Source organism: Acidobacteriota bacterium (genome assembly GCA_009691245.1).
In the GTDB taxonomy this organism is placed as follows: Bacteria; Acidobacteriota; Terriglobia; order 2-12-FULL-54-10; family 2-12-FULL-54-10; genus SHUM01.
Genome location: SHUM01000025.1, coordinates 1 through 16,880, shown reverse-complemented (window position 1 = coordinate 16,880; position 16,880 = coordinate 1). Strand labels below are relative to the sequence as shown.

Sequence of the window (16,880 nt, the reverse complement as noted above, 5' to 3'; positions counted from 1 at the left end):
TCGTTTTCCTTCAGGGATTGCGGCGTACCGGAGGGCTGCGAACGGCCCTCGCAGCCAAAGATTTATTATACTTCGTGCAGCGTTGAGATTGCGCTCCCCGAACAGGATCTGTGCAAGAATTTTTGCCGGGGTGGGTCGCGCCAATCACATCGCTCCGTGGCCTTCCAATTTCCAGCACACCATCATCGGGATTGTTAGGGGTATTGTTGGGGGCATTGTTTGGCGGGCGCAGGACAGGTACACTGTTCTGCTGGCCTAGTCCTGAGCTTTGAGTCCTTCGTTTGGAAACTCGGTCGCCCTTTACCCTATGTCTGATCTTTCCTCCCTCGCCGCCAGCGACCGCTTGATCGTCGCGCTCGACTTCCCTTCCGCCGTGCAGGCCGATCAACTGGTTGATAAGCTGCTGGGCGTTGTCTCCTTCTACAAGGTGGGACTGGAACTATACACGGTGATCGGGCCGGACTACATCCGCTCGCTGCTGGACCGCGGCAACAATGTTTTTCTGGATCTGAAATTTTACGATATCGGGGAGACCGTCCGCCGCGCCACGCGTCAGGCGGCCCGGCTGGGCGCGACTTTCCTCACGGTGCATGAGGCCGGTAGAACCGTGTCTGCCGCCGCGATGGGATGCGCCGGCTCCCACTTGAAGATATTGGCCATCACCGTGTTGACCAGCATGGGAGCGGAGGATCTGGCGGAGATGGGCCTGCGCGGTTCCGTGGAGGACCTGGCGATACAGCGCGCCGAGCACGCTATCGCCCAAGGCTGCCACGGCGTGGTGGCCTCCGGTTTTGAGGCGCGCGCCATTCGCCGCATGGCCGGCCCTGGTCCGATTATCGTAACACCCGGCATCCGTCCCGCCGGTGTCTCGGAAGACGACCAGAAGCGCGCCACCACTCCGGCGGCTGCGATTAAGGCCGGCGCCGACTATCTCGTCGTGGGCCGCCCCATCCGCGACGCCAAAGACCCCACCGCGGTCGCCGTCTCCATCATCGAAGAAATAAAGACCGGCATGGCCGTGCGCTAGACGTCCAACTCATTCCAGTTTGTTTTGGGAAATAAAAGAAAACGAATGGGGCGGCGGCGCTGGCGCTACGGCCGCGCCTCGACTTACAGACCCATGAAGTGCTCGAAACATCCTTCCACTTCTCGCACCGTGTGATCAAGAAGCACACGCTGCCACGTTAGGATTTGATCAAGGGTTTGCTCGTTCAGTTCCATGGCTGGCGATTATAAATCAAATCCGGCGTCAATTACACGTCGAGGTTTTTCACGTCCAGGGCGTTGTCTTCGATGAATTTGCGGCGGACTTCCACGTCTTCGCCCATGAGCGTCGAGAAGATGGTCTCGGCTTCGGCGAGGTCGTCCAAGCGGACTTGCAGCAGCGTGCGCTTCTCGGCGTTCATGGTGGTTTCCCACAATTGCTCCGCGGACATTTCGCCCAGGCCCTTGTAGCGCGTAACGGTGAAGTCCTTCTTGCCCTGATCAATTACGAAATCGAGGAGCGCGCGCGCGCTGACGTGGCTCGGCGCAGGCTTGTCTCCGGGCTTTTCCGCAGCCTTCTGCTCCACCGTCGGGACCAACACGAAGGGCGGCTTGTCGAGCGGCACGATGTCCTTCGATAGTGCGCGCAGGCGCTTGTACTCGGGCAGCGAAGCCAACTCCCAGTTGATGCGCTTCTCGGCGCCCGAACCATTCACGAAGATCAGTTCATGCAGGCTGTGTTCCTCGTCGAAGACCACGCGTGTCTTCGCGCCCAAGGCATCAATGCTCCTGGCCAGAGTCTCCAACTTGGATTTTTCCGTGAAGTCGGATTTTTTTTCGAGGTCCGACTTGGCTACCAGATCCACCACGTGCTTGTTACGCAGACGCTTGTCGAGCTTATCGAAGAACGTCTCGTACTCTGCCAGGTCCGCCAGAAATTTGGTTAGACGGCGGCCTTCCAACTGATCCTTGTCCGCGTTCAGCACCGCGCGCTCTTCGGTGGCATGGCGCATGATCTCGCGGTTGAATTCCGCTTCATTTTTGATGTATCGCTCGGAGCGGCCCTTCTTCAGCCGATAGAGCGGTGGCTGCGCGATGAAGACGTGGCCGCGCTCGATCAACTCTTTCATCTGCCGGAAGAAAAAAGTCAGCAGCAGCGTGCGGATGTGCGAGCCGTCCACGTCGGCGTCGGTCATGATGATGACCTTGTGGTAGCGCAGCTTGGCCACATCAAAGTCATCTTTGCCGATGCCGGTGCCCACGGCCGTAATCATGTTGCGGATTTCCTCGTGGCCGAGCATCTTGTCGTAGCGCGCTTTTTCCACGTTAAGGATTTTGCCCTTGAGCGGCAGGATGGCTTGATACTTACGGTCGCGGCCCTGCTTGGCCGTGCCGCCGGCTGATTCGCCCTCGACGAGAAAGATCTCGCACTTCGAGGGATCGCGCTCCTGGCAGTCGGCCAGCTTGCCGGGAAGCGAGCCGGAATCGAGCGCTCCCTTGCGCCGCGTCAGATCACGGGCCTTGCGCGCCGCTTCGCGAGCACGGGCGGCTTCGATGGCTTTCTGAATAATTTTGCGTGCCACGCCGGGAGTCTTCTCGAAAGCCTCGCCCAGCTTCTCGTTCAAGAAAGCTTCCACCAGGCCCTTGATGTCGCTGTTGAGCTTGCCCTTGGTCTGGCCTTCAAACTGCGGCTGCGGCAGCTTCACGCTGACCACTGCGACCAGGCCTTCGCGCACATCGTCGCCCGAAAGATTTTCCTTTACATCCTTGAACAGCCCCGCCGAAGTGCCGTAAGCGTTGATGGTGCGCGTGAGCGCGGAGCGAAAGCCGGACAGATGCGTGCCGCCATCGACGGTGTTGATGTTGTTAGCGAAAGCGAAGACCGTCTCCGAGTAGGAGTCGTTATATTGAATGGCGATCTCCATCTCGACATCGCCGATGGAACCACCGGAGCCGGACAGACCCGCGTTGCGCGTGCCTTCGAAATAGAGCGGCTTGTCGTGCAGCACGGCCTTGCCGCGATTCAGGTGGCTGACGAATTCGCCGATCCCTCCGTTGTAGCGGAAGTTGTGGCTCTTGTCGCTGCGCTCGTCTTTCAAGTTGATGGTGAGGCCCTTGTTCAGGAAGCTCAGCTCGCGCAGTCGTTGCGACAGCGTGTCGAAATTGAAATCGAGAGTATCAAAAATCTGCGCGTCGGGACGGAAGGTGATTTTGGTTCCGCGCTTGGCGGTCTTGCCCGCTTTCTTGAGTTCCGTGGTGGCTGCGCCGCGCGAATACGACTGCTCCCAAGTGTAACCATCGCGCCAGATTTCCAGCTCCAACGCCTCCGACAACGCGTTCACCACCGAGACTCCGACGCCGTGCAGGCCGCCGGAGACTTTGTAGCTGTTGGTGTCAAACTTGCCGCCGGCATGGAGCACGGTCATGACCACTTCGGTGGCCGACTTGCCTTCGCCCTTGTGAAACTCGGTGGGAATGCCGCGCCCGTTGTCCACCACGGTTACGGAGTTGTCAGAGTGTATGGTTACGTTGATCTCGGTGCAGAATCCGGCGAGCGATTCATCGACAGAGTTGTCCACGACTTCATAGACCAGGTGATGCAGGCCGCCGGGGCCGGTCGAGCCGATGTACATGGCCGGACGTTTGCGCACCGCCTCCATGCCGCCCAGTACTTTGATGCTATCCGCGTCGTACGCTTCTTCGTGCCCGGTGCCGTGCTTGCCTGGTTCCAGATCTTTATCACTCATTCAGATTGCGTTCTCCCGATACTGCCATCTCTTCATTTTCGCACGTTTCGCAAATACGCGGGGTTTTACAGAGCCGCGCCTGCTCACACGCGCATGGGCATGACCACGTAGCGGTACTTCAGTTTGCCCTCAGCCGCGGGCCGTATCTGGCCGGCGCTTTGCTCGTCTTTGAATTCAAAGGAAACCTTGCCCGCGCCGACAGCGGCGAAAAAATCGAGCAGGTATTGCCAGTTGAATCCGATGGTGAACGACGGTCCCTGATAAACCGCCGGCAAGGCCTCCTCTGACTCTCCGGCCTCCGAGCCGGTTGCCGTGATCTTCACCTCATCGGTATTCAATTGAAAGCGGATGGAATGTGATCGCTCGTCGGAAAACAGCGCCACGCGCCGCACCGCCGCCGCGATTTCATCTTGTTCCAGAGCAACCGTGCGGTCGTTGCCTTTGGGCAGCACGGCTTCGTAGTTGGGGAATTGTCCACTGAGCATCCGGCTGATCAGCAATCGTTGGCCCATGCGAAAGAATAGGTGATTGTCGTCCTTGCAAAAATCCACCGTGGTTCCGTCCGCCACCTCGCCCAACAATTTGCTGAGTTCGGTCATGGCCTTCTTGGGGATCAGCACGCGCAGCTCGCCGCTCACCCCGCCATAACCGTCCTGAGCCACGGAGTCATCGCTTTCGATATGCGCCAGGCGATGGCCGTCGGTGGCCACCATGGTCATGGTTTCCGGCTTCAGGATGAGCAGTGCCGCATTCAGCGTGTAGCGTGATTCTTCGCTCGATATGGCGAAGATGGTCTTGGCAATCATCTGCGCGAGAATGGCCGGCGGCAGCGCCGCCATTTTGCTGGCCATGTCAGGCAGCACTGGAAAGCTATCCTTGGCCATGCCTGCCATGCGCACATGTGAGCGGCCACACGTTACCTGAAGCGATCCGCCGCCGGCCGTCTCGCTCAATTTAAATTTAATCTCATCGTCGGAGAGTTGCCGAACATAGTCGAGCAGCTTTTTGGCGGGGACCGTGATCGATCCGCCCTTCTTCACTTTTGCCGGACAGGAGCTGCGAATGCCCAGTTCCAGATCAGTCGCCGTAATGCGCACGCTGTCGGTGAGCACTTCCAGCAGAACATTGGAAAGAATTGGAATGGTGGTCTTGCGTTCCACTACACCTTGCGAGAGAGCAAGTTCCCTGAGGAAGTCCGTCCGCTGCACGGAAAACTCCATTGCGTCACCTCTTTCAAAATTAGCCTGTGAAAGTTAACTCTCTATTTTATGATAGTGAGCGTCTCAAAAACGTGAAAAAATAAACCAACTCCTATTTACAGAGCAGGAACCGATGTGAAAAACAATCCACAGTCAAGGGCCATTCGGAGGAGCATTGTGCATAAACCGGCCACTTGCGCCGCACACCAGAAAATAACCCTCCGCACCCCACAGCTTATCCACCGCGAATTTCAAGCTTCCCGCTGGAAATCACGCCATTCGTCAACGCAGAGAATCAGTTAGCTTGATGATAAGGCGATTTAATTCTTTCTCACTCTTGCGCGCTTCCTGAATCTTGTCGACCGAGTGCAACACCGTGGTGTGATGCTTTCCGCCGAAGGCGCGGCCAATCTCCGGCAACGACGAGCCCACCAATTCGCGGCATAAATACATGGCCACCTGCCGGGGATACACTATCTTTCGCGAATTATCTTTCGCTTTCAGGTCGGTCGGCTTCAAACGAAATTCATCCGCCACCACCTGCTGGATGGCCTCGATGGTTGTTCTGCGCTCCTGCGACTGGAGCGTTCCCTTGAGCAACTGTTGAGCCGTGCCCAGATTTATTTCCCCGCCGGTGAGCGAAGACCAGGCCAGCAGGCGCGTCAGCGCCCCCTCCAGCTCGCGCACATTGCCGTGAATTTTGCTGGCCATCATCATTGCCACATCTTCGTCCAGAGTAATGCCCTGGGCCTCGGCCTTGCGCAGCAGGATCGCCACTTTCGTCTCTAGGTCCGGCGGCTGGATGTCCACCGCCAAGCCCCATTCCATGCGCGAGCGCAAGCGCTCCTCCAGGTGAGGAATATCGCGCGGATGCCGGTCGCTGGTGAAGACGATCTGCTTCTGCGATTCATAGAGCGCGTTAAAAGTATGGAAGAACTCTTCCTGGGTGCGCTCTTTGTTGCTGACGAATTGAATGTCGTCCACCAGCAGCGCATCGACGTTGCGATACTTATCGTGGAACGAGATCATTTTGTCGTACTTGATGGAATTGATCATCTCGTGAACGAACTGATTGCAGTTCACGTAACAAAGGCGCAGCCGCCGCTGCGAGGCGATGCCGTGCGCGATGGCCTGCAGCAGATGCGTCTTGCCCATGCCCACGCCGCCCCACAGGAACAGCGGGTTGTAGGCCTTCGAGGGGCTGTTGGCCACGGCCACCGCCGCGGCATGGGCGAACTGGTTGGACGGCCCCACGATGAATTGATCGAAGGTGTAGCGCGGATTCAGCAGCGCCAGTGGCGAATCAAAATCAAACGACGGCTGATCGGACTTGCCATCGTACTTCGCGGCCGTGCCGCGCGAGGCGGCTGCCTTGCGACTGGGCGCGGATGCGTCCACAAACTCGATGCGGTCCATCTCTGGAGCCGCGGCGCCCAAGCTTTGCTCCAACACCGGCCCGTAGTTCTGCGCGATGAAATCGCGGAAGGTGCGATTGGGGACGGTGACAAAACACACGCCGCCCTCGGCGTGGCTGAAGCGCGCCGGCTCGATCCAGGTCGAATAATTTTGCGGGCTGAGCACCTTGCGCAGCTCACCCTGAATGCGTTCCCAAGGATTCATCGCGGCATCGTATCCCTGCAGAGTCCTAAATAAAAGGATGGGCCTTTCCAATCGAGGAGCAGTCATCCTACCAGACCTGAGAGGAAATTCTCAAGGCCCGAGCAGTTCGATTCAAGATGTGCCTGATTGTGGAGATTTGAAACGGTCGGATGCTGCTGGTCAGCGGTAATCAACCCGCAGATTCATGCCTTCGATTTGGATATGAAGTCAGCCGGCGGCGCAAGCCGCGACCTTCTTGCGTCGCGCGGGACCGTGCAAGCTGGTTGCGCCTCCATGGGCGTATAATTTCCGGGTGCGCCGTGATCCGCGAGGTGTGAGCGATCCGGCGAGGGAACGGGTAGAGAGCTGGTAAAATTTGCCGTGAAAGCCATAACCCATCCCCCAACGTGGAAGACTCTGTTGGCTTTCGCGATTATCTATTTTGTGTGGGGCTCCACATTTTTGGCAATTCGAATTGGCGTCCGCGAAGTTCCGCCATTCCTTCTTGCGGCGATGCGTTTCTTGGCTGCCGGACTCGTTCTCTATGGCTGGATGATTGCAAAGGGCGAGCGCTCACCGAGCCGGCGTCAATGGATGTCAGCATTCTTACTCGGGCTGCTCATCTTCGTCCTCGACTACGGACTGTTGTTCTGGGCCGAGCAGCGTGTGCCTTCGGGCATTGCCGCAATCATGATGGCCACGATCCCGGTGTTCACGGCGCTGTCGGAAATCATTTTCCTGCGAACGCAGAGGCTCACCGTTCGCCTGGCAATGGCGCTCTTGATCGGGATGGGGGGGGAGTGGCAGTGCTGATGAGTCAATCGTTGAACCTCGGCGGGGCGTCAATCGACGGGGCGGGCGCCGCGGCGCTAGTCATTGCATCGATGAGTTGGTCGGTGGCGTCTGCGCTTATGCGCAAGCTGCCGCTCCCGTCGTCCAAATTGATGAGCGCGGGGGCGCAGATGCTTGCCGGAGGAGTGTTGCTGGCTCTCACGGCCGCCGCGCTGGGAGAATTCCGTAATTTTCATCCGTGGGCTGTCTCACGCGGAGCGTGGCTCTCATTGCTCTACCTGATTGTCGCGGGCTCCATTATCGCGTTTACCGCCTACGTGTGGCTGATTCATCATGAATCGCCAACAAAAGTCGGAACCTACGCGTACGTGAATCCGGTTGTGGCCGTACTGGTTGGATATTTTCTGGGCGGCGAAACGCTTGGCCTGCGCACGATTCTGGGGGTTATGTTTGTTCTGATTAGCGTGGTGGTGATCACGACCACGCGAGCGAAAAGACCGGCGGCGATACCGGCAGTGGAGGATATGGAGTAACCCTACGCTGCTGCCGCTGGGTTTTATAAATACCATTTCCAAAATGGGCGCACCCACTGCATAATGGGATTATGGGCAGCAAAGTTACCCTTGATCGAGCGGGCCGCGTCGTCATTCCCAAGACACTCCGGGACGAGTTGCACCTCTCGCCCGGCGACACCCTCGACCTCACGGTCAAAGACGACGAAGTGACCCTGCGGCCCAGGCGCAGCGCCACGCCCTTGCAGAAGGAGCGCGGCATCTGGGTGTTCCGCACCGGCGAGCCTCTCACCGCGGACGAAACGGACGAAACGCTCCGCAGCATACGGGCGCAACGCCACCGCCAAAATGCCGGCCAGAACGCCGGGGAGGGGCGGTGAAGGCGTTTCTCGATACCTCCGTGCTGGTCGCCACGTTTTGCGCGGATCATGAGCGCCATCCGCCCAGCATCGACCTCTTCCTGCGCTTCGGGAAAAAAGACGCCTGCTGCGGCGCGCACAGCCTTGCCGAGGTCTACGCCACCCTGACCGGCATGCCGGGCAAGCGCCGCGTCAGCGGCCACGAAGCGCTGCTGTTCCTGGGCGACATCCGGGAGCGGCTGACGCTCGTCGCACTCGACGAGCAGGAGTATTTTCAAATGGCAGAAGCCGCCGCCGCGGCCAATCTCGTCAGCGGCGCGATTTACGACGCGATCCTCGGGCACTGCGCTCTTAAAGCCGGGGCCGAGGTCATCTACACATGGAACACCAAGGATTTTTTGCGCCTGCCCCAGGCCATCGCCGGTCGCGCGAGGAATCCCGAGTAACCGTGAGTGCTCCCGGTAAAGCCGTCCGCTGGCGCGTAATTTGTCTCTCGCCGCGAGCAAAAGAGCCTTCCGCTAGAACCATTTTCCGCACCTGCAACAATATCGCCGCGATCCCAGAAAATCTGTGCTATACTCAATTTGCGCTTAATTCCGCGGCGAGTCGCATGTCGATGTTGGCGCCCTTGGTTTATGAAATAGCAGATCAGGTGGCGGCCATATGCTGGGTTTGTTGGGTTGGGATCGCAAGTACCCGCTCTGATTAACTCCGCCTTCTGTCCCTCCGTTAGTCTTCAGCGTAAATTTAACCAATGGCTAGTCACGCCTGATCGCGTGCCCGTTGATGTGTATGCAACGCCCCTTTTTATGAGGGATGGCGGTGCGCACGCCAGGGGTTTCGCGGGGCCGGACTAAGCTTTAAGGACAATATACGTGCAGAATTTTTCAGAACTACCCATTTCACAAGAGTTAAAGGACCGGCTAGTGGCGTTGAAGTTCACCACGCTCACACCGGTTCAGGCGGCTTCGCTCCCTCCGGCCATGGAAGGCAAAGACGTTCTGGCCACCGCGCAGACCGGCACCGGCAAGACGCTGGCCTTTCTCATCCCGGCCATCGAGCGCATGTTGAAGAACACTACCGAGCGCGGCCCCTCCGTGCTGGTCTTGACGCCCACGCGCGAGCTGGCCATGCAGATCATGGCTGTGTATGACACGCTGCGCGGCAAGAAGCTGGGCTCCGGCGCATTGATCGTCGGCGGACTGGCCGAAGGCCCGCAACGCGAAGCCATCAAACGCGGCGCGCCACTGATGGTGGCCACGCCGGGCCGCCTGGAAGATTTCATGACGCGCAAGCTGATTGATCTTCGCCGCGCCCGCTTGTTGGTGCTCGACGAAGCCGACCGCATGTTGGACATGGGCTTCCTGCCCTCCATCCGCCGCATTGTCACCGCGCTGCCCGCCGGGCGCCAGACGCTGTGCTTCTCGGCAACCATGGAAGGCGCCGTCGGTCAGGTCGTCAAGAGCTACATGGTGGACCCCGTACGCATCGCCATCGGCTCGATCAGCAAGCCTGCCGAGAACGTTCGCGTGCAAGCCATGGAAGTTACCTTTGATGGCAAGCACAGCGCGCTGACCCGCCTGCTCAAAAAGGAAACGGGCCGCTGCCTGGTCTTCGCGCGCACCAAGCGCGGCACCGAGAAGCTCGCTAAGAACCTGCAACGCGACGGCTTCAAATGCACCAGCATCCACGGCGACCGCACCCAGTCGCAGCGCATTGACGCGCTGGAAGGCTTCCAGGCCGGACGCTATCGCGTGATGGTGGCCACTGATGTCGCTTCGCGCGGCATCCATGTTCAGGACATCGCGCATGTCATAAACTATGAGTTGCCCGACGTGGCCGAGAACTTCATTCATCGCGTAGGCCGCACGGGCCGCGCCGGCAAGAAGGGCATCGCCTCCACTTTGTACACCAGGGATCAGCGCAACGAGATCAAGTCGCTCGAGCGCGCCCTGGGCATTCGCATGGAGATTATGCGGGAGACTACTTGAGTAAATTCGACGACTGGTCGCGGGAAGAATTGATCCGGGAACTGGAGCATGTGCAGAGCCTGGCGTCTCTTATTCTGCCCCGCAGCGACCGGCTGCCGACGCTCAAGAACATTGACTATCACGCCGCCATCGAGCCGCTGGCCGGCTCGGTGAGCGGCGACCACCTGATCGTTGTCAACTTCGCCGAGTACCACCTCAACGAAAAAATCGCGAAGGCCAAAGCGGAGGGCGACGAGCCGCTCGCCATCCGACTCCGCAAAAACTTCGACCGATTCGGCATCCTCATCGCCGATGCCGCGGGCCATCGCATCGGCGACTCCATCACCGCCAACTTCCTGCACGGCGCCTTCAAGACCGGCGTGGCCTATGAACTAGCGCGCAACGGCGTGATCACGCGCAGCCTGTTCGAGATGCTCAACACAATTTTCTACAACAGGATGCAAGAGCAGGGCGCGCACGACGGTCCGCCCCAGATCATGACGCCGGACGTTCCGCCGTACCTGACGCTCATCTACGGCGAGGTGCGCAACGACGGCCGCTTCCGCTATCTCTCCGCCGGACACCCGCCGCCCATCGTCTTTTCACAAAAATTCGACCGCATCGTCACGCTCTATGACGACCGCACGCGTGCTTCCATGCCGTTGGGAATATTTCCATCCGATTATCACGTGGACATCGAGCACTTCGGTCCCTCCGCCATCACCAAGAAACGCTACTCGGTGAACGAGATCAACCTGCTGGGCGAGGGCGACATCATGCTGCTCTACACCGATGCTGTCACCGAGCACGAGAAAGACAACGTGCTGTTCAAAGACGCGCGCCTCGAACAAGTCCTGCGCAAAACCAAGAGCGGCACGGCCAAGGAAATCTACGAAGCCATCGTCGCCGCCATGCGCGCCTTCGCGCCCATCGAGGACGACTTGACCATCGCGGTGATCAAAAAAATGTAACGCTGGCTTTCAGCGACTATGTTTTGTGCATTGCGGCGAGGCGCTTCCCCATCTCTTCGGGCGAGACGTCTTCGATGTGCGTGTGGATATACCAGGAGTGGCCGAAGGGGTCGGTGACCCCAGCGGAGCGGTCGCCGTAGAACATGTCGGCGGGCTCGCGGACCACCTTGGCTCCCGCGGCCACGGCGCGCTGGAAAACGGCGTCGATATTCTCGACGTAGATCAGCAGCGTTACCGGCGTGCCGCCCAGAGTCTGAGGACTTTTGTTGGCGGCCTCGTCGCATTCGTCGGCCAGCATGACCATCGAGTTGCCGATCCTGATTTCCGCATGTCCCACAAGCCCGCCGGGCGACGGCATGCGCACTAGCTCCTCCGCGCCAAACGCCTTCTTGTAGAATTCAATGGCCGCCGCCGCGCCGGTGATCATCAGATACGGCGTAATGGAATGATAGCCCTCCGGAATTGCCAGAACTTTGTTTGCCATGCGTTCCTCCTTTACTGCGACTCGACGAGATTATACACCGGAGCCGGTTGTGTGCCAGTGCCGCTATAGCTTCGCCGCGAATTCGTCGCGGGAAACTTTGGCCAGTTTGAAAATGCCGTGAAGCGTGCCGGTGGCGAGTTCTGGATGCAGCGGGACAACGCAGCCGACATCACCGTCTGGAAGGGATTTACGCAGTACCACGTGGCTGCCGTTCTGACGCATGCGCCGAAAGCCTAGGTGCTCCAAAGCGTGGATTGTCTGCTCCCCGAGACGCGAGGAAGCTTAGGCATGGGAGGCCTCGAAGGTGGTTAGCAGCACACGGGAGACTTCCGGCATGGGGAACTCTTCGAGGTAAAGTTCAGTGGCTTCCTTCAGGTTGGCCACGGCTTCTTCGATACTAGTTCCTTGGCTGACCGTACCAATCTCTGGGCACTCGGCCACATAGAGCGTATCTTCCTTATGGATGACTGCAGTAAAAGTATGATTGGTCATCACGCCTCTGGTGTACTAGTGGAGCAATTATCGCACAATTGTGTTCCATTGGCCCGCTTGCTGACGCGCGCGGCACTGTCGCGCCCTGGAGTTGTCGTTGATGCCGAGGTGATGCGATAATCAGCGCTTGTGATTTGAGAGCGAATGACATGAGCAACCACGGACATATCTTGAATAGTCTTCCCGCGGGGCGCAAGGTGGGCATTGCGTTTTCCGGCGGCCTTGACACCTCCGCGGCGTTGCACTGGATGCGCGCCAAGGGCGCGATCCCATATGCTTATACGGCCAACCTCGGCCAGCCCGATGAGTCGGACTACGACGCCATCCCCAGACGCGCCGTGGAATACGGCGCCGAAAAAGCCCGGCTCATCGACTGCCGCGCGCAGCTTGTGTCGGAGGGCATCGCGGCGTTGCAGTGCTCGGCGTTCCACATCTCGACAGCCGGCGTGCCTTACTTCAACACCACGCCGCTCGGTCGCGCCGTCACCGGCACCATGCTGGTGGTCGCCATGAAGGACGACGACGTCCACATCTGGGGCGACGGCAGCACCTTCAAAGGCAATGACATTGAACGCTTCTATCGTTACGGCCTGCTGGCCAATCCCAGTCTGCAAATTTATAAGCCGTGGCTCGACCAGCAGTTCATTGACGAACTGGGCGGGCGCAAGGAGATGTCCGAGTATCTGAACAAGGCTGGCTTCGGTTACAAGATGAGCGTCGAGAAAGCTTACTCGACTGACTCGAACATGCTCGGCGCCACGCATGAAGCGAAGGATCTGGAGTTCCTGAACAAGGGCGTCAAGATCGTCGAGCCGATCATGGGCGTGGCTTTCTGGCGCGAGGATGTGGCGATCAAGCCCGAGACGGTGACCATCACGTTCGCCGAGGGCCGGCCCGTCGCGCTGAATGGCAAGACGTTTGATGACGAGGTCGCGTTGCTGATGGAAGCGAACCGCATCGGCGGGCGGCACGGGCTGGGTATGAGCGACCAGATCGAGAACCGCATCATCGAGGCCAAGTCGCGCGGCATCTACGAAGCGCCGGGCCTGGCGCTGCTCTACATTGCTTACGAGCGGCTGGTAACCGGCATCCACAATGAGGACACCATCGAGCAGTATCGCGCCGAAGGGCGGCGGCTGGGGCGGCTCCTCTATCAAGGCCGCTGGTTCGATCCGCAGGCGCTGATGCTGCGCGACTCGATGCAGCGCTGGGTCGCCTGCGCCATCACCGGCGAGGTCACGGTCGAGCTGCGCCGCGGCAACGACTACACCATTCTGGATACCACCAGCCCCAATCTGACGTATCACCCCGAGCGGCTGACCATGGAACGCGGCGAAGCTTTCTTCACGCCCGCCGACCGCATCGGCCAACTCACCATGCGCAACCTGGACATCATCGACACGCGCGAAAAGCTGATCACCTACACCAAGAGCGGCCTGCTCTCCACCGGCGAAGGCTCGCCGCTCCCCAAGCTAACCGACGGCAAAAAGTAGCGGCACCGTGACGGAAACCCGGCGCTACTTGCCAGCCGCGCGATACGTTACTTTCTTTCGTGCGGCGGCATCAATCTCTTCCGGCTCCAGTAACGCAGTGGTGCGCAGCGACGCGGTTCCGCTGGCGCTGACCTGCAGCGAGAGAGCGGCGGCGGCCGCCGCGTTGGGCATGTCCGCCACTACGACACCGTCATATTCTCCAAAGGTAAAGTGGAAACTCTCCATCTTCCCGCCCACGCTTTCGATGCCTTTCTTAACTACGGCGCGGCGCTTGGTTCCGCCATCCTTCAGTACTCCCTTGGTTCCCGCTTGCGTGTAACGAAACTGAATCAGATATTTGGGCATGAGAATATAATCCTCCGGGTAGGCGTGGCGGAGATGCGCACGCCATGGCAATGACATCGTTCCTGTAAGGAACGATGTCATTATACTCCCGCGAAAGTCCAGCATCAGCAACGGAGGCAATAGACTTTTTCTAAAACCTGACAGGCCACGGGCCTGTCCGCACAAGGGGCGGGCAGGCCCTGCAAAGAGACGCCCGCCCTACCTGAAGTCAAATTCGTCGTTGGAGGGTTTAGTGGGGCGCGACTTCGGCGCTTTCTTGAAGGTTACGTTTTCGTGCGGGAACTCGACCGTCTTGCCAGTCAGCAATTCTTCCACGGTGAGCAGTTGCAGCTTGGGAAACTTGTTGCCCCACGGCGCTTCGTAGAATCCAGCGGAGGCGGCTTCGGAGCGCATCGGCTGCGTGGGCTGCTCCATCGAGATCAGCACGCCCATCTCGGCTTTTTCGCGCTGGATCACGCCGCGCAGGTCGCGCACATGCGCCGCTCCGGTGTGCCCCGCCTTCACCGAGAAATGGATCAAGCACCACATCGCCCGCATTGCTGCTCGCCTTAATGATCCGCTGTAGCAACGCTTCGGGCTTTTGCGTGGGATATCCCATTCGTTCCTGCGCGCGCGAATTAAAGGGGTCGATATCCGTCCAGACATTGCCAGTGAGAACTCCTTCCATCTCGTCCAAATAGCGCTTCCGTCGCGGCCTTTTTTCTTTTGAATCGGGATACCAAATGCGACCTTCTCGGTCGAGTGTCGCCATAGTTTCTTTTGAGCATCTCCAACCGAGAGTTGGGGAGGAGTTCCCTTTCCATACATACACCATGTTTGGTCGTGGCTTCGGGCTCGTCATGTTGTCGAGCATGTACCGACGGCCGTCTTCATCGGTGAAGCGGTACTTGTCTGCGATATAAGTCTCGCTATGCGGCTCATGCAGCGAGTTCCTCGTTGCATTGTCTCCCTTGGCATAGTGCAAGATGATATCGGCGACCGGACTCCACCGTTTTGCATCACTGTGTGTACCCGTTCGCTTCCACGTAATTTCCGCGCGGTAATTTCGAGGGTTGAATATCGCGTCCATCAGCAGCTTCAAGTAGTGGCTGGCGGTGGGGTCGCAGTGCAGGTAGATGCTGCCGGTGGGCTTGAGCACGCGGCGCATCTCGACTAGGCGCGGGGCCATCATCGAGAGATAGGCCAGAATGTCGTTATCGCCGAGAAATTTGCGGAAGGCTTGCAGCGCGTCGGAGACTTTGCCGCCCTGCTCGACCACTTCGGTGTAGGCACGTGAGGCGGATTCGTCCCAGCGCCAGGTGTCGCCGAAGGCCTTGAACTGCGCGGCGGAGCGGGTGCCGTCGCGCTCGGCGAAGAGCACGTTGTAATCCTGATTGGAGTTGAACGGCGGGTCGAGATAGACCAGGTCCACCGACTCGTCGGGCAGGTAGCGGCGGAGGATGTCCAGATTGTCGCCGTAATAGAGTGTGTTCATCGCGCGTTATCGGAGATGGAGAATTCCGAGCGCCGGTTGTACCACGGTCAGGCTGCCCGGGAATTTGATCCGAGCCGCGACAGTTATGGAGCGTCCACGATGCACAGCACCAAAATGCGTGGCAAACGATGCGCGGCAGAAGATGCGTGACAGTATGGGAGACCCGCCATGCGAAAGGGGCCGATGCGAATATCGCGGGTAGCATCTCGGTTACAGGTTTGGCTTCTTTCCTTATTTCAATTTCGGGTTTGCGAATAGAGTGGGCGCTCCTGAACGCCATCAATATGGCGTTCAGTGTCGCGGCTCGGATCCGGCGGCGCATATTTCCGGCGAAGTTGGAATAGTTGAAAAAATTGGAAAATGGAGGAAGACCAATTGTTTGCAAAATTTTCCAAATAATCCAAAGATTTCAAATTTTGTGCCGCGTAGATGCGCGTCGGCCTGCCACAAAAGCGAACAAACAACGAATTAAAAACGAACACAATGCAAATTTACGGAAATTGGGAGGGGACCGTGGCCGGGTGGGAGTGGCCTTGCGTTAGGCAAGGGCGGCAGGCGGAATCTGGACAGAACCGTGAAAGTGTGCACGTTGGGCAGGGCCGCAAATTTCGCGAATTTGTCATTTTACGATTGGGCTGCCAGCAGGTAATGAGCGAGCCGTGATCGGTGATGGGGCAGGTGGGTTTTCTGTCGTCCCGTGCGAGGGTGAGTCCATCTGGAAAATGCACGAGGAGTGCAAGTCCGCCGCGGGCTATAATGACCCTTTTCCGGATCGCCGGAGTGGTTGAATCGAAGAGCGGCAATGGGAGAGGAACTTTTGATTGGATTAGGCGGCGCGCCGCGGAAGTTCGGAACGATGAGCGCAACGAGCACTGGCGGGCGCACAAGGCGCGTGTGATAGAGTCGCACTCGCACGAGTTTTTCGCCGCGCTGACCGCGCTGATGGTGCAATCGGTGGCTGCGGTCAATGCCGAGTTTGTTGACGACGCTCGCGCCCCCGTGGTCATTGAGAAAAGCTTGAACCGCTTTGTGCTGACGCGCACGGCCCCGTCGTCCGTGCAGATGGAGTGCCGGCTCGACTATGCGGCGCATGCCGTCCGCTATCGCCTGGTGCGCCATGCCCGTGTGGGCACCAAGACGTTCACCTACGAGAGCGAGTTGGCGTTTGATATGAACCCCAAAAATGAAGTCCTGCTGCTTTCGCCCGATGCCGTGCCCATGAGCCTGGAACAAACCACGCAGTTGCTGCTTGAACCATTCTTCTAGGGCGCGCGCGTCGCTGCGCCGCGCCCTGCCCTGCCCCCCGTAAACCTAAAAGGAACAACCGTCCAATCAGGCCCAGCGGTTCATTGACTCAATTGAATGGGTATGGCCCAATTGCCGGTGAATAGCTGTTGCAGTGCTTCGTGGGCCCAGTGTCTTTTGAAGAGGTGTCGGTATGCTGATAGATGATCTTCTC

General features: G+C 58.9%; 15 protein-coding genes and 2 pseudogenes. 9 read left to right on the top strand and 8 right to left on the bottom strand.

Features of this window, described 5'->3' with window-relative positions; all coding sequences use genetic code 11:
• Positions 1–307 precede the first annotated feature (307 nt).
• Positions 308–1,027, top strand: a complete 720-nt coding sequence (locus EXQ56_07850; protein ID MSO20364.1) for an orotidine-5'-phosphate decarboxylase — start codon at positions 308–310, stop codon at positions 1,025–1,027.
• A gap of 226 nt (positions 1,028–1,253) precedes the next feature.
• Here the strand turns inward: EXQ56_07850 and gyrB are convergent, their stop codons facing one another.
• The 3 genes from gyrB to dnaA form a co-directional block, all read right to left on the bottom strand.
• The gene (gyrB, locus tag EXQ56_07845) at positions 1,254–3,731 is read right to left on the bottom strand and encodes a DNA topoisomerase (ATP-hydrolyzing) subunit B (GenBank protein ID MSO20363.1); all 2,478 of its coding nucleotides are present in this window, start codon (positions 3,729–3,731) and stop codon (positions 1,254–1,256) included.
• An 83-nt stretch (positions 3,732–3,814) separates the two neighbouring features.
• A complete protein-coding gene (locus EXQ56_07840; protein MSO20362.1) occupies positions 3,815–4,951 on the bottom strand; it encodes a DNA polymerase III subunit beta in 1,137 nt (378 codons plus the stop codon).
• Between the two features lie 261 nt (positions 4,952–5,212).
• Entirely contained in the window at positions 5,213–6,550 is a 1,338-nt protein-coding gene (dnaA, locus tag EXQ56_07835) for a chromosomal replication initiator protein DnaA (GenBank protein MSO20361.1), read from the bottom strand.
• A gap of 345 nt (positions 6,551–6,895) precedes the next feature.
• Here dnaA and EXQ56_07830 point away from each other — a divergent pair, with 345 nt between their 5' ends.
• From EXQ56_07830 to EXQ56_07805, 6 genes are all read left to right on the top strand, one after another.
• A complete protein-coding gene (locus EXQ56_07830) occupies positions 6,896–7,342 on the top strand; it encodes a hypothetical protein (protein MSO20360.1) in 447 nt (148 codons plus the stop codon).
• Positions 7,342–7,854 (top strand): hypothetical protein, encoded by a 513-nt coding sequence (locus EXQ56_07825; GenBank protein ID MSO20359.1) that lies wholly within the window; start codon positions 7,342–7,344, stop codon positions 7,852–7,854. The genes EXQ56_07830 and EXQ56_07825 overlap by 1 nt, the downstream gene beginning before the upstream one ends.
• A gap of 71 nt (positions 7,855–7,925) precedes the next feature.
• Positions 7,926–8,213, top strand: a complete 288-nt coding sequence (locus EXQ56_07820) for an AbrB/MazE/SpoVT family DNA-binding domain-containing protein (GenBank protein ID MSO20358.1) — start codon at positions 7,926–7,928, stop codon at positions 8,211–8,213.
• Positions 8,210–8,638: a PIN domain-containing protein gene (locus EXQ56_07815; protein MSO20357.1), complete on the top strand. Its 429-nt coding sequence runs from the start codon at positions 8,210–8,212 to the stop codon at positions 8,636–8,638. The genes EXQ56_07820 and EXQ56_07815 overlap by 4 nt, the downstream gene beginning before the upstream one ends.
• A 537-nt stretch (positions 8,639–9,175) precedes the next feature.
• On the top strand, positions 9,176–10,183 hold the full coding sequence (locus tag EXQ56_07810; GenBank protein MSO20356.1) for a DEAD/DEAH box helicase: 1,008 nt from the start codon (positions 9,176–9,178) through the stop codon (positions 10,181–10,183).
• Positions 10,180–11,133 (top strand): serine/threonine-protein phosphatase, encoded by a 954-nt coding sequence (locus EXQ56_07805; GenBank protein MSO20355.1) that lies wholly within the window; start codon positions 10,180–10,182, stop codon positions 11,131–11,133. The genes EXQ56_07810 and EXQ56_07805 overlap by 4 nt, the downstream gene beginning before the upstream one ends.
• Before the next feature lie 16 nt (positions 11,134–11,149).
• Here the strand turns inward: EXQ56_07805 and EXQ56_07800 are convergent, their stop codons facing one another.
• The 3 genes and pseudogenes from EXQ56_07800 to EXQ56_07790 form a co-directional block, all read right to left on the bottom strand.
• Positions 11,150–11,617, bottom strand: coding sequence for a VOC family protein (locus EXQ56_07800; protein ID MSO20354.1), 468 nt, complete (start codon positions 11,615–11,617; stop codon positions 11,150–11,152).
• Between the two features lie 63 nt (positions 11,618–11,680).
• Positions 11,681–11,907 (bottom strand): annotated as a pseudogene (locus EXQ56_07795) (addiction module toxin, HicA family).
• Positions 11,900–12,109, bottom strand: a complete 210-nt coding sequence (locus EXQ56_07790) for a type II toxin-antitoxin system HicB family antitoxin (protein MSO20353.1) — start codon at positions 12,107–12,109, stop codon at positions 11,900–11,902. The pseudogene EXQ56_07795 and the gene EXQ56_07790 overlap by 8 nt, the downstream one beginning before the upstream one ends.
• Positions 12,110–12,258: 149 nt before the next feature.
• Between EXQ56_07790 and argG the strand changes: the two genes are divergently transcribed.
• The gene (gene argG / locus EXQ56_07785) at positions 12,259–13,602 is read left to right on the top strand and encodes an argininosuccinate synthase (protein ID MSO20352.1); all 1,344 of its coding nucleotides are present in this window, start codon (positions 12,259–12,261) and stop codon (positions 13,600–13,602) included.
• Between the two features lie 24 nt (positions 13,603–13,626).
• Here the strand turns inward: argG and EXQ56_07780 are convergent, their stop codons facing one another.
• Entirely contained in the window at positions 13,627–13,947 is a 321-nt protein-coding gene (locus tag EXQ56_07780; GenBank protein MSO20351.1) for a GYD domain-containing protein, read from the bottom strand.
• Between the two features lie 198 nt (positions 13,948–14,145).
• A pseudogene (locus EXQ56_07775) lies at positions 14,146–15,421 on the bottom strand (site-specific DNA-methyltransferase).
• Positions 15,422–16,177: 756 nt separating this feature from the next.
• Here EXQ56_07775 and EXQ56_07770 point away from each other — a divergent pair.
• A complete protein-coding gene (locus tag EXQ56_07770) occupies positions 16,178–16,687 on the top strand; it encodes a hypothetical protein (protein MSO20350.1) in 510 nt (169 codons plus the stop codon).
• The last annotated feature ends 193 nt before the right edge of the window (positions 16,688–16,880 follow it).